Origin of the sequence: Bacillus timonensis (assembly GCF_004799755.1) — a bacterium.
GTDB lineage: Bacteria > Bacillota > Bacilli > Bacillales > Bacillaceae_L > Ferdinandcohnia > Ferdinandcohnia timonensis_A.
In genome coordinates this window covers 214,869-237,524 of the sequence record NZ_SLUB01000001.1, presented here as the reverse complement: position 1 = coordinate 237,524, position 22,656 = coordinate 214,869, and the positions used below count along the sequence as shown (strand labels likewise).

Sequence of the window (22,656 nt, the reverse complement as noted above, 5' to 3'; positions counted from 1 at the left end):
AATAGGCCTATCCTCATTTTTGGGGGTAGGTTACATTTTTTTAGGGTTTTTTATAAAAAATCGTTCGACAAATACCTTGCATTTCATCGGAAAAATTACAAAAAATCGTGATAGAATTTCGTTATACATTAACCACAGCTTCTAACTAGTTAACAAATCACAGGTCTTTCTCCCTATCCTTCGAGCCTATTCTACAAATATAGGAAAAAATAACCATTATTCGCTAGGTTACCCAGTTAATTGATTTTATTTTGTAAATATTTTGACATCGACAGTTTTTTACAGAAAGATTGATTTCCATGCTTTATACTTCTAAATGTAATACTAAGGTTCTATACATATATGGACTATCGTTTTAGGTCAGTCAGCTTAGCTTCGAACAGACAAAGGCAAACCTTTTGAAAAATTGGGACGCAAAGTCACAGGTCTAAGGTTGGATATTTCAATTATGATGGCTGGACTGCCTGGAATACTAATGTATTTTGGGAGGAAATGAAATGGTAAATGAAGTAAAAAGCAAAAACGAGCAATTGGATCACGAATGGATCGACCTTATTTTAGAAGCAGTGGAGATGGGAATGAGCGTCCAGGATATTCAAGCTTTCCTCCAAAGTAAAACAGCATAACAGACCTAATTACATATAAGTTTTTGACGCAAGAGGCTAGAATTACATGGATGCCAAGAACTCGGGTGCTATACTGAGTTCTTTTTATTTTTTAATTTTATGTTCTTATTATAAAACATTTTCTTCGTTATATGTTATAATACCTTTAGGAAGGAAGGTGAAAAGTCATGATTGGTCAACGTATTAAAACATATCGCCTACAAAAACAATTATCACTATCTGAACTAGCTGATCGCGCAGGAGTTGCCAAATCATACTTGAGCTCTATCGAACGGAATCTCCAATCAAATCCTTCTATCCAGTTTCTTGAAAAAATATCTACAGTACTAGGCGTAACCGTAAACGAATTACTCCATGAACAATCAGAGCCTGAAAGTGTAGAACTTGATTCAGAATGGACAAGGCTTGTACGAGAGGCAATGAAATCAGGAGTTTCCAAAGAGGAATTTCGATCATTCTTAGAATTTAATAAGTGGAAAATGGATAATAAATAGGAAATGCTTCGGCACATTTGGCTGCCCGAAGCATTTTTTATTTTATATGTATGTTTCGAAAGCGGACTGGTAGTCAGATTCGGATTGTTGGGGAGTTGTGTTTTTCTTATATATTATTGAAGGAAAAGCTTCACCAACATCACGTGCACGAAACTGTGAAAGGTCTGTTTGACAGATTGGGCAGTTCCATTCACCGAGCATACAGCTACTAAAAGATGGCTGGTTGCATTTGGGGCATGTTTTCGTATACATTGGTTTCCTCCATTAGTATAAAATTTGTGTAATCCAATAGCCATGGAGGAAAAAGACATAGACGTACAAAGCAGTGGCTACATATAAATAAAGATTGAATTATTTTACTAACTGGTAAACGAATTAAGAAGATAAGCACAATTAAAAATATGGAAAGCATTGTTTTTACAAACAGAAACAAAAATGGATGGATTTCGTATATTGAGTACATTATCAGGTTTGCTTCAGAAATATGGCCGCCAAGTATTCCAAAATGGGTAATACATGCGTCTAATAGATTTAAGTTTGCTAGGAGTATGAGGATAAATTTCATTAGGAACCTCACTTATTAGTATTGAATGCATGATTTAGAAATTAAAAAGATGAAATAGAGAAAAAGTCATCTTCAATTTTCAATCCAATCAATTCTTATTAAAGAACGATAGTGCAAATAGAATCTCCTTATCAATTAACTTAGATTAGCGAACTGTTTTTAATCGTTTTCTTTTTAGGATGAAAAATAAAATACTTCCACCTAAGACTAATGCAATTCCTGCAATCAGAATATTATAAGTATCGGTTCCCGTCTGGGGAAGTTTTGGTCCGTCAACTGGAAGTGCTCCACCTAAGGTACCCTCCGCATAGAATTTTAGTTCAACCTCAGTTTTTAAACCCTGATATTCATTTCCTAAATGGGATGGGAATTCTACCGTAAAATTTAATTCTTCTTGTTTCCCACTTGCAATTGATCTAGGATCGATTTTGTTAAATTCACCTAACTTACCTTTATACAACTCTCCACTTTTATTGGAAATAGTCAGGAGTAACTCTTCATATAATTTTTTTGATCCAGCCTTACGATCTGCTGAAGTTAAATAGTTAAAATCCTCAGAACCAGTATTTTTTATGGTTATTGTTCTTATAGCCCAATCACCTGGCTTAAAGTTCTCAATATCAAAGAGTACCTTTTCTGGGGTTGTCATGATATCTATTACCTTACTATTCTTGGATGGAGACGCAGAGACTTGATTTGCTTGAGATAAAAATAAAAAGGTACATATAAAAATAAAATATAGCAATCTTAGAAAACTCTTTCTCCTCTTCATTTTATGCCCCTTCCTTCCCTAGAAGGGGATCAATATTAATAAATATTGATCCTTAATTTATTTTAGTTTCTTCAACAGTATCTTTCGTCTTGCTACTTAAATCAATTTTTGAGATGGTTCTCCAAAGTGTGAAAATAGAATAGAGGAATATTATAATCCCAGGAACAATCATTAGTAAAACAGTTCCTTTTTTTGAGTCTGCAAAATCAGCGAAGTAACCGAGATATGGTATGGTAAATCCACGATATTCTGCAACTACATTTTGAGCTAATACTGGATTGATATCCTCTGTATTATTATTATCCCCTTTTGTTCTATACATCACTTGATTCTTATTTTTTAGTACTTCAGTAATTCTGTGGGTGATTAGTTTTTCATCTTCTTCCATAAAAGTGATAACGTCACCTTCTTTAAAACGCGTCATATCTCCACCTGTTTTTACTGCGATAATAGACCCAGTTTTTATCCCAGGCTCCATCGAACCTGATAATACAGTTTTAAGCTGATATCCAAATACAGAAGGTTCTCCTCCAGAAAGTTTATTTGTTACTACAAGTGATGCAACGCATAATAATAAAACAATTAATACCCCTGTTAATAAATGATTAAACCATTTAAAAATTTTCTTTTTCATTGTCCATCCTTCTCCTCTTTTTCTTGAACATTTTTAGTCTCGTCAGTTACTGAGTTATTTACTTCATCTGGAGTTTGGTTTCCATTATTACTTTCAGTTGACGCAGGAGCTTCTTCACTTTCAGTTGTAGAAGATTGTTCATTATTTTCTGGTGTCTGATTTGCAGTATTTTCCGATCCTGTCTCTTCTGATGTCTTTGTTTCAGGTGTTTCTGTTTTCTCGTTTTCTATTGATTTCTTTGATTGTTCTTCGTTAGGTACTTCATTTTGCTCATTTGTGGTTTGGCCAGTTTTACTCTTACATTTTACTTTTATTTTTTCACTCCAGACATCATCAAAAGATTTATTTACTTGATAAGCTTTAAACGTATAAAAACCTTCAATATTTGTTTCAAAATTCAGTGGCATTTCCTGATTACTTTTCAACTTTGGAATAATACCATCGGCAATTAATTTACCATGATTTTCAGGGTTTCCTGTTTCATTAGTAAAGTAAATTTCATATGTACTAGGTGATAACATATCATTTTTACTAAAATTTTTAATTAGTACTTCTATATTTGCAGGACAAGCCTTTTCATTGTCATTACCAAAATCATGACCATTTCCACTAAATTTCAGTTTACTATAATCCCATGTCCCGGCCGTAAACTTTCCCGTAGTTACATTACTCGATATGAAGTAGGCAGATGTACTTGATGTTACATATTTGATTGAGAGAATCATTAAATAAAATACTAAGGCTATTTTAAGAATGGTAAAAAATCTTTTTTTTCTAAGTTTTATCCCTCTTAACAATCTACTATTCTCATTCACTTTTTGTTCCGCCCTTCTTCGTAACAATATTTATACATATTTATGAAAACAAAGTCGTCCATATGTGTTCATAAATATCTACAAAGTATGAAAGCAAGGAAGGAGATAGAATCCCCTTCCCCTGTTTCAATTATGAAATATTATTTTAATTCGCCTTCTGTTTGGTGAGCAGTAAATGTCCACTCAAGGTTTAAAGTATCCCCTTGGAATTGGTTTTGATCTTGGTTGTTATCAACGAATTCAAATGCAACATACATTTGATCGCTATCTCCTGCTCCAAGACCGCTTTCTTCACCCTCAATTCCTAGCCACTTAGTCCAGAAGCTATTTAAGTTTTCAACAGCATCAGGCGTCATAGCCTGAAGGTCATATAATGTAGTTTCAGAGATTACATCATTATAATCCCATCCTTCGATGAAATTCCAACCAGTCTTGTCACCATTTTCTAAGAAAAGAACTTTAATGTGTTTAGCAAAGTTGTCAGTATTATCATTATTTGCATCATCTACTGAAGTTACCGTTTTTAAATCAATTTTAGAAATATCTAGAGAACCACCATTGACTAAATTGAATTCGCGTACTACTACATCTCCAGGCTTCAGGTTTGAAACATCAACAATTGTTGTTGGATTTACAGATAAATCTAATGTTCCAGCTGCAAATGTATTGTTTGTTACTTCTGTGTCACTGAAGTATGCAAATGTTCCTCCCCCGATTAATGATAATCCTAGTGCTGCTGATGCTACCCCTAATCCTAATTTCTTTTTCAAACTCATTTTGTTTCCTCCTCTTTTTCCCTTATATATTTTTTTTTATTGAATCCTTATGTATTGATAAGGAGATCAACCAAGATATGTACTTCATAAAGTTCATTTTCGTTCTTTCCAGCGAACTTACAATGTGAGTATAGCCCATAAGTCTTATATTTGAAAAATCTCAAAATCAGCCAAATTTTCTTAATAAAGAACGATTATCGTTCTTTTTCTCGAATTATCTCTTGTTTTCTTACTATTTAATTATTTTATTAAGAACAAAAAGTTCCTTATAATGAACATGTGGGCATTCAATATATGAAGGAGAAGGAAGATGATTGGATCCAGGATTAAAGAATTAAGAAAGCAAAAAAGACTCACCATCACAGAGCTTGCAAAACGTGCTGGAGTTTCAAAGTCTTATTTAAGTTATATTGAACGAGATGTACAAAAAAATCCTTCTCTTCAATTCTTAACTAAGATTTCAAAACCACTTGATACAAGTATCGAATATTTATTAGGAGAGGAAAAAACTGACATAATTACAAACGAAATACTTGATAAGGAGTGGACAAAGCTATTAATGAATGCAATTGATGATGGATTAAGTAAAGAGGACTTTCAAGAATTTCAGAACTTTATTAAATTCAGAAACTGGAAAAATGATCACATAAAAAACGAAGGAGGGAATAATATTGATAACGTGACAAAACGATAAATGATTTTAGATTAAAAGTGAACAACTATGGAAATAGTGATAAGTAATTGATTACTTTGAATTTGGTACATTTTAACTTACTATTAATTATCGAAAGGAGAGACTGATTAATTATGAAAAAAAGAATTCTGATAACTGGTATAATAGGTGTAATATGTTTAGGTTTTACACAATTGTTACCGGTTTTAGCAAGTGAAGATATGGATAATAACAATAAAAAGGAACGCACGGTTTCAACCTCTAACGAAAATAAAAAGACACCGGAATTAACTATCAAAGAAGAACAAATTCAAAATACCGAAGAAGCTACTAATCCAAAACCTTCCAGTGACTTTCGTCGTCCAGTAAGAGAAAGTGAACAATTACAGAATCTAGCCAAAGATTTGGGTATTGATACCGAAGGAAAAACTCAAGAGAAAATAGAAACTGAAATACGTTCTACAATGCTTCAGCAGAAAGCTAAAGAAATTGGGATTGAAGTGGATGGTAAATCAGAAGAAGCGATTATTTCTGATTTAAAAGTAAAATATAGCGAAAAACCAGAATTAACAGAACCTTCCTCCAATAAATACGAAGAACTACGTATTATACCTGATTCTAGAAGAAATAAAATCATCGATGCTGCAAAACAACATGGCATTAAAACTGATGGCAAAGAATTTGATGAAATTGTTGAAGAACTAAAAACAGTTTTACTACAAGACAAGGGCGAATAAAGTAAAAAACCTTGAAAGGATTAACCCTTCCAAGGTTTTTTTATTTAATCCCTCTTCTCCACCGCCGACAACACCAATCCCCGCTCATTTTCCTCAGCCTTATACGTAACATTGTTCAGTGTAGCGGTTCCGTTGATTTTTTTATCCTTGTCTCGAAGGAGACCTAATTTATATGTGACTTTTCCGATGTCCTGGTCTTTGACGGCCTCTTCTGTATTTGTTACTGCAACCAATAAGAAGAAAGCAGCGATTGTGTCCTCATATTTGTCTAAAGTCGTGTTAAGATTATCTGATTCCATATCTTTTTTCACGATGGATAGCCGAATCACCTCATTGGTTGTTTCATTTACTATTCCTTCGAGAATCATTCCATCATTGACATCGTGTTTAAATTCTCCATTTCTTACGGATATTTGGTCAATTTTATCGGAATCCTTCATTTCTGCTTGAGCTTCATTCCAATTTTTTACGAGATCATCTGTTGTGAACCCTAATGAACCTAAGTTGATTATTTTATCTTCTACTTGTTGAATTTTTGTTTCAGCTTCATCCTTTTTTTCTTTAGCTTTGTCATCCCCCTTACAGCTAACTAGTAAGGATGCACTTAATAGGATAATCACCATAAAAAATAGTTGTTTCCGCATGATCTTTCCTCCCATATACAACATTCCACATAATAATAATATGTGCGTTAAGTGGACATATCATACAGCACGCAAAAAAGCGACCCAAAACGGTCGCTTTCTCATTGGTACTCTTCTTTTTTGCTAATCATCGCTTTTACGACAAATACTTCATCACTATCTTTAATGGTATTTATTATTACTTCATCTTCTAGTCCTATTCTAACACCATTTCCATCATACCTTGCAATTAAGGCTAAGGTAAACGGTTTTTCCGCTTCTAATTTTATTGTATCGTCGACCCATGTTTGACCCATTCCTAAATTTTCTTTATATAGTTCAATCGGCAATGATTCTAATGTTGATATCGCGGTTCCATCAGCAACTGAATAAGTCCAACGTGAATAAGTAGTAGAATCATCTATCTTGAAGTCCAGTTTTGAAGCGGCTACTGTCATTTTTTCACTAGTACCGGTTGCACCCTTTAAGAGATCTTCTTGTTTTTCCCCATTCTTATAATGTTCAATCCAAAGATGGATCATTTTTATGTCCTCGTTCTTTAACTCAAGGTCGTACATTAACAATGTATCAAAACCGAGTGAACTAATAATTTGTGTATTCCTTTCATTTTGTTTGACTGGAGTAAGCACACCATCTTTTGGATTTTCGGTAGCATATTCCGTACTACATGCAAACAAAGTAAGTAAGACCAAAACACAAATAAAGTTTTTTAGTGCCCTTCTCATCAATACTCCCCCTTATTTCATAATACATAATACCATACATTCCCATTTTATCTGCATAATTTTACCGTTTAGTTGGGAAATCTAAATGAAAAGCGAGGTGTTTGTCATGTTACGGAAAATACTGATTGGATGCTGTTTAAGTTTGTTGTTATCCCCAACTTTTTTTCTCTTGAATGATTCCCCCATTACTACAGCTGAATCTAAAAAACCAGTACCTGAATACGCTAAATGGGGAAGGCTCGCGATGGAAGAAACACAAAAACGATACCCTTCAGCTCAAATTGTAGATTATTTACATGTTGGAAGATATAAGAAAAATGGCATGTATGTTGAACGTTTCAAGCTTTGGTTAAAACAAGATAATCGAGAGTTCGGTGTTCTTGTGAATATCACCTTTGAACCAGTTACGGAGCGAGTAAAGAATATAACTGTTGTTGAAACGGATCGTTAGAATTACATATTCTCTTCTTCTTATGTAAAAAATATCTTTAAAGGAGGTGTGAATGCTATGACTGGATTTATTATGAAGATTATCTTATTGCCATTGGTTGTAGCTATTTGTTCAGGCATATTTGATAGTTTTGATTTAGTTGCATGGTATCAGCCAATCGGTATTGGAGTACTGTTAGCCATTATCGGTCACTTAATGGAGAGAGCGATGCTTAGAAGAGATACAACGGTAATGACAGATATAGCCGATTTTGTTACTGCAGCACTTGTAGTATATTTTCTTACTTTGTTTTACGATGGTGCGAGAGTTACGCTGTGGGGCGCAATCTTAACAGCCCTGGTCATTACGTTAGTTGAAATACCTATCCACCGTTGGTTAGTAAGGTCAGGTAGGACCGAGAGATCAACTGCATGATTATAATAAAAAGAGGTGCTGCATTTACGAAGCACCTCTTTTCCATTTACCCACCAATATATGACATTTCAATTTTCTTGCGTTTTTTCGCTGTTTCCTCTGTACGCTCATCTGAATAGCGATCACGTCTTGCCTGCCATACTAATTTAAGTGCTTCATCAATATCACTCTCGGTTGCACCCGAACGAATTAATGATTTTAAATCATGCCCCGCTGTTGCGAACAGACAAGTATACAGTTTCCCATCTGCAGAAATTCTTGCTCTTGTACAGCTTGAACAGAAGGATTCTGTAACAGACGAGATGAAGCCGATTTCGACGTCTGTCCCCACATAACGATATCGTTTTGCTACTTCGCCGAAATACTCGGCATCTATTGGTTCCAATGGCATTTCACTGTTGATGAGGTCGTGAATTGCTTTTTTCGAAACAACCTGATCAAAATTCCAACCATTTGTTGTACCAACGTCCATAAATTCAATGAAGCGAAGGGTAATGCCTTTTTCTTTAAAATAACGAGCCATCGGTAAAATTTGCGAATCATTTTTACCTTTTTGAACGACCATGTTCATTTTCACAAGAAGTCCCGCTTCCTGCGCAGCTTCAATCCCTTTAAGTACAGGTTTTACGCCAACAGAACGGCCATTCATTCCTTTAAATATATCATTGTCAATTGCATCAAGGCTTACATTTACACGCTGAAGACCTGCTCCCTTTAATTGCTTTGCATATTTCGGTAAAAATACACCGTTTGTTGTGAGGGCAATATCTTCAATACCTTTTATATGAGTTAAACGCTCAACAAGTTCATGGACATTTTTTCTTACTAAAGGTTCTCCACCAGTTAACCGAATCTTTTGCACACCTAGTTTGACAAAACTTCTTGTCAACGTTTCTATTTCAGAAAAGGATAATAATTCTCCCAGCGGTAAGAATGAATAATCATCTCCAAAGATTTCTTTAGGCATACAATAAGAGCAACGGAAATTACATTGATCTGTGACAGAAATACGCAAATCACGTAAAGGTCGATTCAACTGATCAACAATTTTTTCTTCTTTTGTAGTCATCTAACCTGTCACTCCTACCTAATATGTAACTTATACTCTATCATACTAATAATTGATTGTGAATAGAAACCAAAAGCTACATATTTACATCCCCCATTAAATTTTCACAAAATGGACAAACGCCCACTACTTCTGGTCAATGAGCACATATCCATGTTAGGAAGGCAGGAATAAGGAGCAAGAGAGCTGAGGATCAACATCAGCTCCCTCCTTTTTTCTTTTTCTTAAACATAAGCGATACAGCTAATGGCATAATCCCAAACCACCGATTTGTTAATGGAGCCTGTTCTTCCTTACGCTGCTGCCTCGTTGCTTTCCGAACTTCTTTCGGTTGGTCTATAAACTTGACAAACTGTTGGGTTACAAATTTAACATAATCGTTTGTAGACATAATAACACCTACCTTTTTCGAGCCTTAATGTTATTATTTCCACCATGATATAATTGTAACCACAAAAATTTGTGTTCTAACGTAAATCTAACCAGGAACTAATCTCTTTTGTTTCATAATCGTACATAAAGCGTGCACTGCTTTTCCGTTGCTCATTTGTCTTACATATTAAAGTAATATACGATGTTGTCATTGTTGCGGGCGAAACGTTGTAAGTGATCAGCCCTTTTGGATAATTGAATGAGCCCGTTAATTCTTTACTTTCCTCTTCACTCAGTAATATTTCCTTCATGTCGCCGACTCCCAGTTGCATTAAATTCTCCAGAATTAATATTTCTTCTGTTTCTTTTGAGAAGGCTTTTTCCGTCAGATAAGCATTGACCTGGGAGGTAAAAACGAGAAAAAACAAAAACGAAATCGCGATGGTAACGGGGAGGATAAAACCTTTTTCATTTTTCATCTTTACGTAACCTCCACTGATGTTAAGGATGAGATTAAGGCTTGATACGTCTTACCATCAACCGTCACAACAGTAATTAAAAAGCCATTGGTTCTTGGTTCAAATGTAACATCTGTGATATGTTGAAGTAACAATTCATGCCCTTTTGAATTGACCCTTCTTCTTATTTTATCTTGATATTTTTCAAAACTTACTACATCACCCACTACATTAATAAAAGACACAGATTCACCACCTGAAACGGTAATCTCCCTTGCTTCACGGATTTCCATTTTCATTTGTTGAAGTAAGATTTGCCATTCTAACTTGTTAAATTGTTCCCCATTATCGCGATAAACCACACTTAGAAAAGGTGCGATAAATCCAAGAATAACAAGGAGGATTGAAAAGGTGACGAGCATCTCAACAAATGTAAACCCCTTTTGATTACTCACCATTTAGAAATCCACATCTTTCATACGTTCTTGAAAGCTTGTCCTCCCAAGTGACACAAAGCTCTGACTTTTGAAACGTCTCATTATAATTTTTTGTGAATTTGTAGGTAACCCCGTATTTCACCAAGTGATTTATTGCAGATTCTCCGTTATACCCTTTTTGCAGTTCTTCTGAAAGTAATTGAGTTCCGATATTAAAGATTTCTGTATTCCTTCGTTCTGTCATGATAAACATTAACTGCGGCAGAAGCGTCACACAAAGCATTAGCCAGATGGATACTGACAGAAGCATCTCTACCATCGTAAAGCCCCGTTTATCCTTTACTAACATAAAACCTACCCTTTCCTAATAAGAACGTGACAATATAGACACTCTCTTTATACCGAAATCTAATTTCACCAGCACGTCGAATATTTCCGTTACTTGTAAAAACTAATTTCTGACCAAGCGTTGTAATTTGAATGTGGATGGCAGGGTCAATTTTCCGAATAATAAATGCTACCTGCGAATCCCCCTTTGTTAGCCGATAATAGGAGCCACTCGAACTGAAATACAGTGTGGCCGGCTCACTATTGCTTATTGCATACTGCTGACTTAAAAAGATATCATTTTGAAGCTGCTCCAGAAATTGATCCATTTTTTTCGATTCATGAAGGGGTCTAAGTTGTAGAATACTAATTGAGGAAATAATGATGACGATAGATAGAACCAGCAATGCTTCTATTAAGGTGAAGCCTTTTTCATTAACCTGCGGTAGGCTTTTCATGAACAATATTACGCTCTGAATCCATTTTTATTATGTCTCCATTAGGACAGGCAGGGACCTCATTACCCTTAAAATATCCTTCAGTTGCTAACGTATCTAAAGATGTTAATGGACCATGGCCCTCCTCCATCTCATAAGCCTGCACCTGCGCCTCAACCATTTTAACCATTGCCTCACAACCCTTAGCCTTAATGACAGAATTATGCTTTGTCACATTAGGTACCGTTATCAACAGCAGGATCGATACGACTAATAAAACGACTAACATTTCTACAAGGGTAAATCCCTTTTGATTCTTTTGTTTCAATTCAATCTCCCTTTCTATATTCCGTTTAATAGCTGAAACATTGGAATCATGATGGCCCCATACATGAGCATGATGATGACTCCAATCATCAAAAACAAAATTGGTTGTACAATCGCTAATAATCTTGTCACTTTTTCCTCGGCTTTTTCCATAACATATTGACTATAATGCTGAAGCTCGCTTGCTAGGTTTCCATTTGATTGACCATGCAGAATGATCATCGCTAAATCTGCCTCGTAATACTCTCGTACTCTTAAAATATCTTCAAACCGGTTACCCGCTCTCAATAGCATCTTCATTTCTTTTGCTTCCTCTCGAAAAAACGGCGAGTGAAGCTGCTGCTCAAACATGGTTAAGGCTTGAAAAATGGATAATCCGCCTTTTAACAAATTACTGAGCTGTACGGAAAAGAAATGGGTATTATACATAATCATTACTTTTTTAAAAATGGGTATCTTTAAGAGTAGCTTCATTTTTTCAACGGGAGGTCTTTTTTGAAAATGAAGAAAATAATAACCGAGGCTAATAATTACTAGTAAACCGATCATGAGGAACAAATATCGATTTAGTTCTGGGAGCTTTACTAAAAACTTGGAAATCATCGTTTGTTCATAACTCATGGAGGTAAATAGGCTTTCAAACTGTGGCAATAGAACTTTTTCAATCATCGTGAACATAAAACCAACAAATAACAAAAGGGCTAATGGATAGCGAATGAGCTTTTTTCCTTTATCAAGATGGTTCAGCTTTTTTTGTAGCATCGCACTTCCTTCACGAAGAGCAAATGAAACATCGCCATGCTGCTCAGCAAAATATATATAACCTAAGATATCCTTGTGAAAACCGACTTTGCTGAAGGCTGTGTACAAAGATTCACCCTGTTTACAGGTCTCAATAATGGACGTCACATCTTGACTATGTTTTTTGGGGAGCTGAAAGAGTAAAAATTGTGAGGCATGTTCAAAAGTATAGCCTTGATCAAGTAGGTCCCCGATTCTACTTAAATATAAGGACTGTTCTTTTAAAGTCCAATTTTTATTTCCTTTCTTTGTCATCATTGACAACCCATCTTTCTAACGCATCCGGATATAAGTATCCAAGGGCAATTCCTTTTTTGATGACATCTTTTAATTTTTCATAGTGATACTCTGCTTTGTCACCCCTTGCTTCTTTCATTACTTCCGTTAAGGCGTGCCCATTCAAAAGCTCGTACACACCTACTCTTCTAATTTTTCGATACTTCTTACAAAGTGGTGAACATTTCCCTTCACAATATGGACATTTTAAATCAACAAGCCTTTGTGCTGCGATGGCAATTAACGTTTGTTCAATTTCCTGTAAGGTTACGTCAAATTCTAACAGCCGATAAATTGCACCCTTTGAATCTCTTGTATGCATCGTTGACAGTACCAAATGACCCGTAAGAGCTGCGCGGACTGCAATTTTTGCCGTTTCAGTATCCCGAATTTCACCTACCATAATAATATCGGGATCATGTCGTAAAATTGCCTTCAAACCATGGGCATAGGTGATGCCTGCTTTTTCGTTCACCTGGACCTGTAGGACATCTTCACTTCTTTTTTCGATTGGATCCTCTAATGTAATAATATTCCGGTTGAAAAGTTTCTTCGTTGCGTGCAGTAAGGAATAGAGGGTGGTAGACTTACCAGAGCCTGTCGGACCTGTGAAGATGATAAGGCCATGTGAATGCTTCAAAAGGGAGAGCAATTTAGTTGTCATATTCGGAAATAGCGATAATTTTGCAAGAGAATGAGATGGTGTTTCAGGTAGGATACGTATGACTAGACTTTCGTTGTAGGGTGTGGGCAGTGTAGACAATCGAAGGTTAATGGTTACGCCTTTGAGATTTAGCGTTATCGCCCCATTTTGCGGTCTTCTCCTTTCTCCAATATCCATTCCAGCAAGGAACTTGTAATGGGAAATCAAGCGTTCGCAAACATCTTTTGGGATCGTTTGCTTATTGAATAAATCACTATCGAGTCGGTATTGGATCATAGCATCCTTGATTTTGGGGACAAAATGAATATCAGATGCACTCATTGACCAAGCGTCTTCGATCAATTGATCACCGAGCTGTTCGATATCACTCAAATACTTCACACTCCTCTTATATTATTTTTTTCTCTTGCAGGTATCATATTTCAACAAAAATCTACAAACTCCTTCTTTTTCATAAAAAATAATTGTGAACTTTATTTGAACGTTTAGACAATAAAAAATACAACCACTGCCATGATGGTTGTATTTTTTAAAAGCGATGCAAGATTTATCTATCATTAGGAGGAATCAATACATGATATGATGGTTGCTTAAAAAATATGCTAATCAAGTTGTAAAATACTTTGTAGTTTTGTGAACATTTACCTACAAGTGATATAAATCACTTATTGATGGTATTTAACTGTACTATAATGAGGATAACATAAGGCTCGCAAGGAGTGATAACGGTGGAACAGACACTAAAGATTACGAACGTTTTAGCAGACCCAACACGATATTATATTTATCAATACATTATTAAACAAAATGAAGATGTCACCGTACAAGAAATCGCAGAAGAATTTGAGATTCATCCAAACGTTGCTAGACTGCATTTAACAAAGCTTGAAGATGTAAATATGCTTGTTTCAGAAGCCAAGAAAACCGGAAAAGGTGGCAGACCGAGTCGTCTGTACCGATTATCGAATGATCATATTCAGATTAATTTTCCATTTCGCGACTATCAGTTACTTTCAAAAATTGCAATTGAAACAATGGCTTCCCTCGGTGATGTAGGTAAAATGGCACTTGAACAAACAGGTAGACGATTTGGTGAAGAATTGGTCAACCATCAAATCCCTGTTTCGATTCATGAGCTAACCTTTGATCAAAAGCTAGACATTTTAAAAAAGGCATCCACAGTGGCGGGTTTTTATCCAGATTTAGACCATAATAAGGACAAGACAAAGATTTTCTTAAAAATTAACAATTGTCCTTTTAAAGAAATTGCACAAGAAAATTTTGAAGCTGTTTGTGGTATGCATCATGCCTTTTTAAGAGGAATGTTTGATTTACTATTTGACGATGTGGTGCTAGAAGAGTCAGAAAACATGATTCTTGGATGTAATTCTTGCAGTTATCACGCATTTGTCGCAAAGTAATGTTTACATTTATGTAATCGTTACATTATAATAATAAAAGTGAGTGTTTATCATTTACAAGGGAGGGAAATATACATATGGAACGTATGTACCGTGTTTTAGGTTTTTGGACAGGTATCTTTTCAGTAATGTTCTACGTTGGTGGTATGGATGTTCTAGCACTAATTTTCTTTGCACAAACCGGATTTTTCGTCCTTTTAAGCTTCTTAAAATTGTCTGAAAGAATGTATATTTACGTGTTTGGCGCATATTTGACTGTTTTCTTCTGTGCCTTCTCTTACTACACCACATTTATGATGCCGTTAGGCGGAGGTCACTAAAAAAAGCGATGGAAACATCGCTTTTTTTATTTGTCTTAGAATACTTGATCCCAATTGATTTTACTATTTTTTTGCTGGATAAGGACATGAAAAGCCGTACTCATTCCGCCATCCATGATAAGTGAACGAATGGCACGATTTTGTTTACTTTTTTCTGAAAAAGGATTCGAATCAAAGTTATCCTGTAAAAACGTCAGAATCCCCGCTGCTAGTAGAAATTCATCCTGTCTCAGTTTCTTTACAAATTCAAGCCCATGTTTTGTACCAATTGAAATCAGTGTATCAAAATGGATATGGGTGGTAAGATCCATTTGACCTGGATATTCAAGTGGATTGTTAATTAACTGATGCTTGTAATAGCCACGAAGACTCCCCTTCTTTCTAGCAGGTTCTATCCATTCCTCATTTGTATATCCGTAATCAACAGTAAAGACAACGACATTTCCAAGAAACTCATTTAACTCCTTTAAATAAGACAGCATTTGAAGTGGGATCTCAAATCTTTGTCCAGGAACAAGCCCTATCTTCGTATGATCTAAATAATGCAGAATTCGCTCATCCGTAAGCGGCTCAAAAATTTCACAAAGCTGTTCATCCTTATTCAGTGTGATTTTCACTTCATACATGTTATCATTTTGATTCTCAATCACTCTAACCGGGAACGCATCAAATAATTCATTTGAAAAAAGAATGCCATTAAATAGTGGAAAATTCTTTTTAGCTTCATCTAAACTTCGATATTGGATTACTTTTTCACCTATCGGGAGAAGCTCCTGCTGCAAGCGTCGATGGTACGGACTTGTTTCAATCATGATATATGTGATTTCCTGATATGTTTCTTTGTAGTTATTCTGTAATTCGTCCAATACAGCCTTTGCGAATCTCCCATTTCCTCCACCAACTTCACAGATAAACGGAGATATTTTTTCTTGCATGATTAGTTTATGGAACACCGAGGCAAATAGTTTCCCAAAAACATTGGAGATATTGCTAGTTGTGATGAAATCTCCTTTTTTACCTACCTTCTCTTCGTGTTTCATATAATACCCGTTTTCTTCATGATAAAGGACAGTACTCATATACTCTTCATATGTAATTTTGTTGTATGGAGATGATTTTATAAGTTCTTTTAGAATGCGCTGCATCTTCTCACCTTTTGCTAGTTTTCACCATTGACACAGTGTTTATATTATTATATTGTAAGTTTAGTAGCTTACAATATCCCTCCCATTATACGGATATATAAGTCTTGGCTCATGCCAAAATTTCAGGGCATTAAGAAGGTATTCTTAGTGCTAAACATCCCCAGGAAAAGGTCTGACTATTCGAGTCGGACCTTTTCTTTTTTAGTTAAAACCCGTTTAATCAAATACGCCTTGGCGTATTTGCGCCCAGATTTTTTAGGTCCACACGAGGTGGGTCACAAAGACGTTGCCACAGGACGTGGCGTTCTTAGTCTTTGATCTTAAGCTCGAAAAGATTCCCTTGAAAATCTGTGGCATCCGCCGGAGGCTTTTTAAATGGATTCAGCTTAGGTTGAATCCATTTAAAAATGGATTTGAGTCCATTTCAGCTTCGATGGTTGTTTCTGGTCCATGTCCTGAGAGGACGATAGTTTCTTCTGGTAATGTGAGTAATTTTTTATGGATGCTATCCAGTAATTGCTCATGACTACCACCGGGAAGGTCTGTTCTGCCGATGCTTCCTTGGAATAAGGCGTCGCCTGAAAATACAACTCCAAGCTCCTTACAATGATACGAAACACTTCCTGGCGAGTGCCCTGGAGTATAAAAAAGATCGAATGTAAAGTCACCAACAGAAAATTCTCCTTCTATCGGAAGAATGTCAGGATCTGCTTTTGACAGTATTTCTTGCCCTGGAATGAAATAAGCAGACCCATTTAAAGCAGAATCCTTTAGCCAGTTTTTCTCTTTTTCCTGGATATATACAGGAATTTTCCACTGGGCTAAACAATCATCGATGGCACCAATATGATCAAAATGAGCATGTGTTAAGAGAATTGCAGTTGGTGTTAGCCCTTGCTTTCGTAAAATGGCCGTTAATATTTGCCCATCACCACCTGGATCAAAGATGACACATTCCTTCTTGGTATTTGCAAGTATGTATGCATTTGTTTGTAATGGTCCTAGCGGTATCCTTTGCCATTTCATAATTTTTCCTCCATTGCTTTATAATCTACCATCTATTCTACACTAACGAACGAAAACGAAAAAGCGCTTAACTAATTGCTATCGTGCTTTTTCTAAGAAAACATTTGTCTCCAAAGTGTCACTTTTTCCTCCTCGACAAAACTGGATAAAACCATTAGAATATAAATTGAATCTATCTATTTCTTTACATAAAGGGTTTTCAGCCTTTTAAACAACATTTTACCTTTTTGTGATGTTGTAAATTTTCATGCTATGGGGAAAAATAGTATTGAATATGAAGTAAAGGCTCACTTTTAACTGAAACATTGATTATAGCAAGGGGGTAAGACACATGGGTCTAATGATTATCTTTTCTTTAATCGTTATTTTAGCTGCTTTTGGTATTATTCGTTCATTACGCGAAAAAAACCTTTTAGCCATACTTTTCTCAACAGGAATCTTTTTAGTATTAGGCTGGTTCACCATCATGACAATCTGGAAACATGGTTTCCCAACAGCTCACTAATATGAAAAGTTTTAAAAAGCCATCGGACACTCGATGGCTTTTTACTTTAATATACAATAAGATCTTCAACTGTTTTTGTTTTCAAATCAATGATCTTTTCGAATTGAAATCCGTATAAACATAGGAACCCATTTGGAGAAAAGTTAAGTGGTTGATCATCCACTTTCTCAAGTATAACCTCTTCCTTCCCAGTACTCATATCATAGGAAACAAGCTCGAATTTTTCTCCATATGTATCAAAGGCACCTGCCGAATATGGTTTAAACGAATAGAATTTCTTTTGCCCTACAACATAGTCTGAAGACGGAATGTACCACTTTGAATAGTCACTCAAAAGAGGCATTTTAAATTCATGTAACTGTTTATTTTTTTCAGGATCGAAAAAGCCAATTTTTGCAACCGAATCCTCACCTTTGCTTAGTTCATACGTAACTAACAAATCCTTATAGGCTGCAAAAGAAATAATGTTTTCAAATAAAAGTCCCTCTGTTTTCGTATTTAAATGATACGAATAAAGCGGGGCAAAGAAATCAAGCGCATTTTGATCCCATTTTAAATAGGAAATTGTGTTTGAATTTATCCATTGAATAAACGGTTGAAACACCTCATATTTCGTTGTCTGCTGAGCCTTTATATCTAGCAGATGGGTTTGAAATGACCAATCCTCTAAAAACGATGTAACAAATACCTGATGTATATTGTATGGATTCCAGCTATAAAACAAATCAAAAGAATTCATTTGCCATTCATATTGGATATTGCCTGATTTGTCGACGACTGTTAGCTTCACTTGGTTTTGGGAATCTGAAGTATGAATCAAAAACATGGAATGGTCATCATTTGCCTTCATGGTCAATACAGGAGCATTTGTTTTGAAAAATAACTCCCTTTCACCTGTAAATAGATGATACCTGTAAATGGTAGAAGTTCCGTTCTCATCGATCACATAAAGAATACTTTCATCATCATACCAATCTCCCACAATATTGAATTCTTCTCCTTGGAGGTCAAGCGGTTGTAATTGTTGATTTCCTCCTAAAAATTCAGATGGCAAAGGGCCCTTGGTAACATTCTTATTACTACTTTTTGGCACATCACTTATATCAAACGGTTGATGAGAGTTACAGCCAGCTAGTAGAAAAAGAACCATTAAAACGTATATCCAATTTCTCACCAACTCGATAATCACCTCTTTATAAAATATAAACATATACTGTCTCTTTATACAAAACTAAGTCTTCTATGTCATATTTTTCCCTTAACAGATAATACGATTATGCATGTTAAAAAGTTTCAAAGCAAGAAAAAAAGCCGAAGAAATATCGGCTTTTTTTACAACACTATCCCATATACAACGAAGCCAAAAATGCTCCGAGCGTTTCCTGATAAATTTCTTCAAATTGAGAAAGTGGCAATGGATTAACACCTTTACCTAATTCAAATGTAAACCCTGGGCGTCTCCACTCTTGAATAAACCAATCCTTAAAACCTGCATGGCTATCAACAAAGCGCACTGCCTCATATCCTGACACTCTTGAAAATTCCTTTACTAGCGTTTCAGCATTAGGTGGCTCCAGTCCCTCATATCCCCAATAAATGACCTCACCTTGCGTATGGAAGGCTAATACAGAGGAAAAATTGGAGGACCTTATTAATTGTTCAATCGCAATGACCTCAGGTTCGGTTAATGGAGCATCACCGGGATAGTCTCGTGGTGCAGGTGCCTTAGGTTCTTTTCGCTTTTTTTCAATTTCCCAATTAGCCGGAAATTGATTATTTAAATCGACTCCTCGAATATTCGCTTTCCAGTCTTTAAAATCGAGACTTCCTTTGTTTATATCAATTACTTGCTGTTTATATGGTTCCTGTTCAGAAGGACCATGTAGGACTAAATCGACTCCATCTGGGTTTACCATTGGGACAATCGAAAGGATTGCTTCTAAATAGAGTGGTTCTACATAAAACCCGCGTATTGACCGCATATTGGTTAGTGCTAGTAAATACTCATTTAGAAAGGTCATGATCACATTCGTGGTTATCCATTCATTCGCATGAAAAGATCCGTTCCAATGAACTCTTTTTGTGCCTCTTCCCAATCGTAACTCTACTAATTCTTTCCCTAATACAGATTTTCCAATTGAACGTGGTTGTAAAAAGGGATAGATCACTTGTAAATCTTGAACATCCCTCATTAGATCTTCAAAATCATATTTTCGGTTTCCTTTAACGATCGAATCCACAACTCTCTCTGGTAATTGGATGGTTTGACCAATTTGCAGATTTTCGGCTTCAATCTCTGGATTTACTAAAAATAACGCATCAGCCAAAAGTGTACGTGATTTAGCAAGCTTCCATAATGTATCACCAGCACTTATTGTATAAGGTTTTGTTACAAAACCTGGAATGCTCACAGTTTCTCCTACCTGCAAATTGGTACTGTTTACATGTAAATTGGAGTCGGTAAGTAAATGGGATGGGATTGCAAACAATTGACTATAATACCAGAGCGTGTCACCTGGACGGACTTTTACCTTCACCAAAAAACCTCCTTAGTTGCTTCTCCTACTATTCTATGAGTGAGAGGATGTACTTCATGTCATTTGAAAAACCTTGACCAATTGGCCAAGGCTACAGTTTCTTATTCCGCGTACACTTCTGGTACTGGTTCACGGTAGGATGTTCCATTATAAAAGCGGAGAAGGTCCCCATACACAATTTCATCAGAGTAATCTAATTCAAATCCAGCTTTTTCCATATATGGCTCACAAAAACTCATTTCAGACTCTTCACCTGTTGCTTTGTCATAACAGGCATTTTTTGTAAAAACATGATTTTCTGTGATAAAACTGCCATCTCTTAATACAATAAACGGTAGTTTTTCCTTTGAAAATAAATCACTTCCGAAATGGACATCGTTTTGTATATCCTTACCAAGAAGACTCAAGATGGTTGGTTTTAAGTCGATTTGGCCTGCTGCAGTTGAAATCACTTCTGGATTCTTATCTGTCACACCAGGGATGTGAATGATTAAAGGTACCCTTTGTAGTTGGATTGAATCAAATGGTGTAATTTCTTCTTTTTCTAAAAACTGTGCCATCGCTTTATTATGGTTTTCCGAAATTCCATAATGATCGCCGTATAGAACAAAGATTGTATTTTCATACATTCCCTCTTCTTTAAGTTGCTCGAAAAAGACTTTAATGGACTCATCCATATAGCGTACAGTTGGAAAATAACGATTCAACGTTCTAGAATTGGAATCGAATTCATTTACCATTCGATCTTCTTCCTCGAGTTCAAAAGGAAAGTGATTGGTTAATGTAATGAATTTCGAATAAAACGGCTGTGGCTGAGATTTCAAAAGATCAATCGATTGTTCAAAGAATTCCTTATCCTTTAAGCCCCAACCAATCGAGTTTTCCTCTGTTACATCATAGCTTTCAACATCAAAGAATTGGTCGTACCCTAAAGAATCATACATGATATCTCGGTTCCAGAAAGTTTTATTATTTGCATGAAAAACGGACGAAAAATATCCATAATCCTTAATAACCTCAGGTGTGGCTGTATATTCATTAGTTGCATGTGTAAAGAAAACCGCCCCACGACCAAGTGGATACAATGAATTTTCTAATAAAAACTCTGAATCAGATGTCTTACCTTGACCTGTTTGATGATAAAAATTTTCAAAGTAATAACTTTCATTTATTAAGTCATTTAAGAATGGTGTGATTTCTTGACCATCTATCGTTTCATTAATGACAAAATTTTGAAGGGATTCCATCGAAATAATGACGACATTTTTTCCTTTGGCAATGCCAAATTTATCGCTTGGGTCCTTGTGATTTGCCTTTAAGTAGTTTTCGATTTCGATAAATGAACTGCTATCGGCTAAAGCACGCTGTGCAGAAGACTTTGATTGAAGGACAATATCATAAATTTGATAGTTGTAAGTACCAATGTTTTTCACTAACATCTCACGATCAAATGTTCTTGTTAATAATTGTGGCCGTTGTGCTTCAGCTAATCCAAGATTAAAGAAAAACACGGCAGCAACTAGGATGAAATAAGATCTTCTTTCCTTCTTCGTGATTTCTTCAGCCAACGAAAAGCTTGGTTTATACTTGTTAATCAAGATCAGGATGACCACATCTACGAACATGAGTGGGTCTGTAAATTTCAAATTCCCCGTAATACTGGTTCCTAAATCCCCCATATTGCTGGTTTGGAAGAGAACAGGCAGAGTCAGAAAGTCATTGAAGAATCTGTAAAATACAACATTGGCGAACAGTACAAATGAAGATAGTAAACTAGCAAATATAATGAATTTGTTACGGTGTTTTTCCTTTATAAAAAAGGAAATACCAAAGAACAGCAATAAGAAACTTAATGGATTGATGAGTAAAATAAACTCTTGCATCAAGTTTTCTATCTTAATATCAAAGCTAGTTTTATATACGATATATGTTTTTATCCAAAGCATACATGCAGCTAAAAAGATAAACTTAGATTTGGATAATGTTGATGATTTAATCATCAAAATACCTCCTTGTTTTCAAGCCCGCAAAGCACAATTCCTATGTTTGTTAATTCCATTTTTAGGTAATTTCAAAAAACCTAATCCTAATCTTAATCTTTTTTTCACCAAAAATCAATCATCAAAATACCCTAATTTTGTAGAATAATATAATGTACATTATGTATATACATATAAGACGATTAGTTGACTAGAAAGTTTCATAGTA

30 protein-coding genes and 1 riboswitch are annotated in these 22,656 nt (G+C 35.5%); of the genes, 9 read left to right on the top strand and 21 right to left on the bottom strand.

The window, feature by feature from the left end:
- Nucleotides 1-378 precede the first annotated feature (378 nt).
- Nucleotides 379-468: riboswitch (cyclic di-GMP riboswitch) on the top strand.
- A 29-nt stretch (nucleotides 469-497) separates the two neighbouring features.
- A complete protein-coding gene (locus E1I69_RS01195) occupies nucleotides 498-626 on the top strand; it encodes an anti-repressor SinI family protein (protein ID WP_136377813.1) in 129 nt (42 codons plus the stop codon).
- Nucleotides 627-793: 167 nt separating this feature from the next.
- The gene (locus tag E1I69_RS01190) at nucleotides 794-1,120 is read left to right on the top strand and encodes a helix-turn-helix domain-containing protein (RefSeq protein ID WP_116354534.1); all 327 of its coding nucleotides are present in this window, start codon (nucleotides 794-796) and stop codon (nucleotides 1,118-1,120) included.
- 208 nt (nucleotides 1,121-1,328) lie between these two features.
- On the opposite strand, the gene E1I69_RS25420 is transcribed toward E1I69_RS01190, so the two are convergent.
- The 5 genes from E1I69_RS25420 to E1I69_RS01170 all read right to left on the bottom strand — a co-directional run bounded on the left by E1I69_RS25420 (nucleotide 1,329) and on the right by E1I69_RS01170 (nucleotide 4,682).
- Nucleotides 1,329-1,685 (bottom strand): DUF5658 family protein, encoded by a 357-nt coding sequence (locus E1I69_RS25420; RefSeq protein ID WP_431731849.1) that lies wholly within the window; start codon nucleotides 1,683-1,685, stop codon nucleotides 1,329-1,331.
- Nucleotides 1,686-1,830: 145 nt separating this feature from the next.
- Complete coding sequence (locus tag E1I69_RS01185) at nucleotides 1,831-2,457, bottom strand: LPXTG cell wall anchor domain-containing protein (RefSeq protein ID WP_136377812.1); 627 nt, start codon at nucleotides 2,455-2,457, stop codon at nucleotides 1,831-1,833.
- Between the two features lie 52 nt (nucleotides 2,458-2,509).
- A complete protein-coding gene (sipW, locus tag E1I69_RS01180; RefSeq protein WP_136377811.1) occupies nucleotides 2,510-3,091 on the bottom strand; it encodes a signal peptidase I SipW in 582 nt (193 codons plus the stop codon).
- Nucleotides 3,088-3,906 carry an amyloid fiber anchoring/assembly protein TapA gene (tapA, locus tag E1I69_RS01175; RefSeq protein ID WP_161974823.1) on the bottom strand — a complete coding sequence of 273 codons (819 nt, stop codon included), beginning with the start codon at nucleotides 3,904-3,906 and terminating at the stop codon, nucleotides 3,088-3,090. The genes sipW and tapA overlap by 4 nt, the downstream gene beginning before the upstream one ends.
- A gap of 140 nt (nucleotides 3,907-4,046) precedes the next feature.
- Nucleotides 4,047-4,682 (bottom strand): TasA family protein, encoded by a 636-nt coding sequence (locus E1I69_RS01170; RefSeq protein ID WP_136377809.1) that lies wholly within the window; start codon nucleotides 4,680-4,682, stop codon nucleotides 4,047-4,049.
- A 310-nt stretch (nucleotides 4,683-4,992) separates the two neighbouring features.
- Between E1I69_RS01170 and E1I69_RS01165 the strand changes: the two genes are divergently transcribed.
- Nucleotides 4,993-5,376, top strand: coding sequence for a helix-turn-helix domain-containing protein (locus tag E1I69_RS01165; protein WP_136377808.1), 384 nt, complete (start codon nucleotides 4,993-4,995; stop codon nucleotides 5,374-5,376).
- A gap of 113 nt (nucleotides 5,377-5,489) precedes the next feature.
- Nucleotides 5,490-6,092, top strand: coding sequence for a hypothetical protein (locus tag E1I69_RS01160; RefSeq protein WP_136377807.1), 603 nt, complete (start codon nucleotides 5,490-5,492; stop codon nucleotides 6,090-6,092).
- A gap of 44 nt (nucleotides 6,093-6,136) precedes the next feature.
- On the opposite strand, the gene E1I69_RS01155 is transcribed toward E1I69_RS01160, so the two are convergent.
- The gene (locus E1I69_RS01155) at nucleotides 6,137-6,736 is read right to left on the bottom strand and encodes a hypothetical protein (RefSeq protein ID WP_136377806.1); all 600 of its coding nucleotides are present in this window, start codon (nucleotides 6,734-6,736) and stop codon (nucleotides 6,137-6,139) included.
- A 101-nt stretch (nucleotides 6,737-6,837) separates the two neighbouring features.
- Nucleotides 6,838-7,461 carry a hypothetical protein gene (locus tag E1I69_RS01150; protein WP_136377805.1) on the bottom strand — a complete coding sequence of 208 codons (624 nt, stop codon included), beginning with the start codon at nucleotides 7,459-7,461 and terminating at the stop codon, nucleotides 6,838-6,840.
- A gap of 106 nt (nucleotides 7,462-7,567) precedes the next feature.
- Between E1I69_RS01150 and E1I69_RS01145 the strand changes: the two genes are divergently transcribed.
- Nucleotides 7,568-7,912 carry a YqzG/YhdC family protein gene (locus E1I69_RS01145; RefSeq protein ID WP_136377804.1) on the top strand — a complete coding sequence of 115 codons (345 nt, stop codon included), beginning with the start codon at nucleotides 7,568-7,570 and terminating at the stop codon, nucleotides 7,910-7,912.
- Nucleotides 7,913-7,969: 57 nt separating this feature from the next.
- Nucleotides 7,970-8,326, top strand: a complete 357-nt coding sequence (locus E1I69_RS01140) for a DUF2512 family protein (protein ID WP_136377803.1) — start codon at nucleotides 7,970-7,972, stop codon at nucleotides 8,324-8,326.
- Nucleotides 8,327-8,372: 46 nt separating this feature from the next.
- Here the strand turns inward: E1I69_RS01140 and moaA are convergent, their stop codons facing one another.
- The 9 genes from moaA to comGA all read right to left on the bottom strand — a co-directional run bounded on the left by moaA (nucleotide 8,373) and on the right by comGA (nucleotide 13,866).
- On the bottom strand, nucleotides 8,373-9,395 hold the full coding sequence (gene moaA, locus E1I69_RS01135) for a GTP 3',8-cyclase MoaA (protein WP_136377802.1): 1,023 nt from the start codon (nucleotides 9,393-9,395) through the stop codon (nucleotides 8,373-8,375).
- Nucleotides 9,396-9,594: 199 nt separating this feature from the next.
- Entirely contained in the window at nucleotides 9,595-9,786 is a 192-nt protein-coding gene (locus E1I69_RS01130; protein WP_136377801.1) for a YqzE family protein, read from the bottom strand.
- A gap of 76 nt (nucleotides 9,787-9,862) precedes the next feature.
- Entirely contained in the window at nucleotides 9,863-10,246 is a 384-nt protein-coding gene (comGG, locus tag E1I69_RS01125) for a competence type IV pilus minor pilin ComGG (protein ID WP_136377800.1), read from the bottom strand.
- Between the two features lie 2 nt (nucleotides 10,247-10,248).
- Nucleotides 10,249-10,683, bottom strand: a complete 435-nt coding sequence (gene comGF / locus E1I69_RS01120; protein WP_136377823.1) for a competence type IV pilus minor pilin ComGF — start codon at nucleotides 10,681-10,683, stop codon at nucleotides 10,249-10,251.
- A complete protein-coding gene (locus E1I69_RS01115; RefSeq protein WP_136377799.1) occupies nucleotides 10,673-11,011 on the bottom strand; it encodes a type II secretion system protein in 339 nt (112 codons plus the stop codon). The genes comGF and E1I69_RS01115 overlap by 11 nt, the downstream gene beginning before the upstream one ends.
- A complete protein-coding gene (gene comGD, locus E1I69_RS01110; protein WP_136377798.1) occupies nucleotides 10,995-11,447 on the bottom strand; it encodes a competence type IV pilus minor pilin ComGD in 453 nt (150 codons plus the stop codon). Before comGD ends, E1I69_RS01115 begins: the two co-directional genes overlap by 17 nt.
- The gene (gene comGC / locus E1I69_RS01105; RefSeq protein WP_242634516.1) at nucleotides 11,425-11,715 is read right to left on the bottom strand and encodes a competence type IV pilus major pilin ComGC; all 291 of its coding nucleotides are present in this window, start codon (nucleotides 11,713-11,715) and stop codon (nucleotides 11,425-11,427) included. The genes comGD and comGC overlap by 23 nt, the downstream gene beginning before the upstream one ends.
- Before the next feature lie 53 nt (nucleotides 11,716-11,768).
- Nucleotides 11,769-12,812 carry a competence type IV pilus assembly protein ComGB gene (gene comGB / locus E1I69_RS01100; protein WP_136377796.1) on the bottom strand — a complete coding sequence of 348 codons (1,044 nt, stop codon included), beginning with the start codon at nucleotides 12,810-12,812 and terminating at the stop codon, nucleotides 11,769-11,771.
- Nucleotides 12,790-13,866, bottom strand: a complete 1,077-nt coding sequence (gene comGA, locus E1I69_RS01095; protein ID WP_136377795.1) for a competence type IV pilus ATPase ComGA — start codon at nucleotides 13,864-13,866, stop codon at nucleotides 12,790-12,792. Before comGA ends, comGB begins: the two co-directional genes overlap by 23 nt.
- 356 nt (nucleotides 13,867-14,222) lie before the next feature.
- Between comGA and E1I69_RS01090 the strand changes: the two genes are divergently transcribed.
- Nucleotides 14,223-14,915: a helix-turn-helix transcriptional regulator gene (locus E1I69_RS01090; protein ID WP_136377794.1), complete on the top strand. Its 693-nt coding sequence runs from the start codon at nucleotides 14,223-14,225 to the stop codon at nucleotides 14,913-14,915.
- Between the two features lie 77 nt (nucleotides 14,916-14,992).
- Nucleotides 14,993-15,235: a DUF2626 domain-containing protein gene (locus E1I69_RS01085; protein ID WP_136377793.1), complete on the top strand. Its 243-nt coding sequence runs from the start codon at nucleotides 14,993-14,995 to the stop codon at nucleotides 15,233-15,235.
- Nucleotides 15,236-15,270: 35 nt separating this feature from the next.
- Here the strand turns inward: E1I69_RS01085 and E1I69_RS01080 are convergent, their stop codons facing one another.
- A complete protein-coding gene (locus E1I69_RS01080) occupies nucleotides 15,271-16,380 on the bottom strand; it encodes a class I SAM-dependent methyltransferase (protein ID WP_136377792.1) in 1,110 nt (369 codons plus the stop codon).
- Between the two features lie 381 nt (nucleotides 16,381-16,761).
- A complete protein-coding gene (locus tag E1I69_RS01075) occupies nucleotides 16,762-17,406 on the bottom strand; it encodes an MBL fold metallo-hydrolase (RefSeq protein WP_136377791.1) in 645 nt (214 codons plus the stop codon).
- Between the two features lie 331 nt (nucleotides 17,407-17,737).
- Between E1I69_RS01075 and E1I69_RS01070 the strand changes: the two genes are divergently transcribed.
- On the top strand, nucleotides 17,738-17,911 hold the full coding sequence (locus tag E1I69_RS01070) for a DUF2759 domain-containing protein (RefSeq protein WP_116354509.1): 174 nt from the start codon (nucleotides 17,738-17,740) through the stop codon (nucleotides 17,909-17,911).
- A gap of 46 nt (nucleotides 17,912-17,957) precedes the next feature.
- Here E1I69_RS01070 and E1I69_RS01065 read toward each other — a convergent pair whose 3' ends face one another.
- From E1I69_RS01065 to E1I69_RS01055, 3 genes are all read right to left on the bottom strand, one after another.
- A complete protein-coding gene (locus E1I69_RS01065; RefSeq protein WP_136377790.1) occupies nucleotides 17,958-19,085 on the bottom strand; it encodes a hypothetical protein in 1,128 nt (375 codons plus the stop codon).
- A gap of 166 nt (nucleotides 19,086-19,251) precedes the next feature.
- Nucleotides 19,252-20,448: a M14 family metallopeptidase gene (locus E1I69_RS01060; RefSeq protein WP_136377789.1), complete on the bottom strand. Its 1,197-nt coding sequence runs from the start codon at nucleotides 20,446-20,448 to the stop codon at nucleotides 19,252-19,254.
- A gap of 101 nt (nucleotides 20,449-20,549) precedes the next feature.
- Entirely contained in the window at nucleotides 20,550-22,448 is a 1,899-nt protein-coding gene (locus E1I69_RS01055; protein WP_136377788.1) for an LTA synthase family protein, read from the bottom strand.
- Nucleotides 22,449-22,656: the final 208 nt, after the last annotated feature.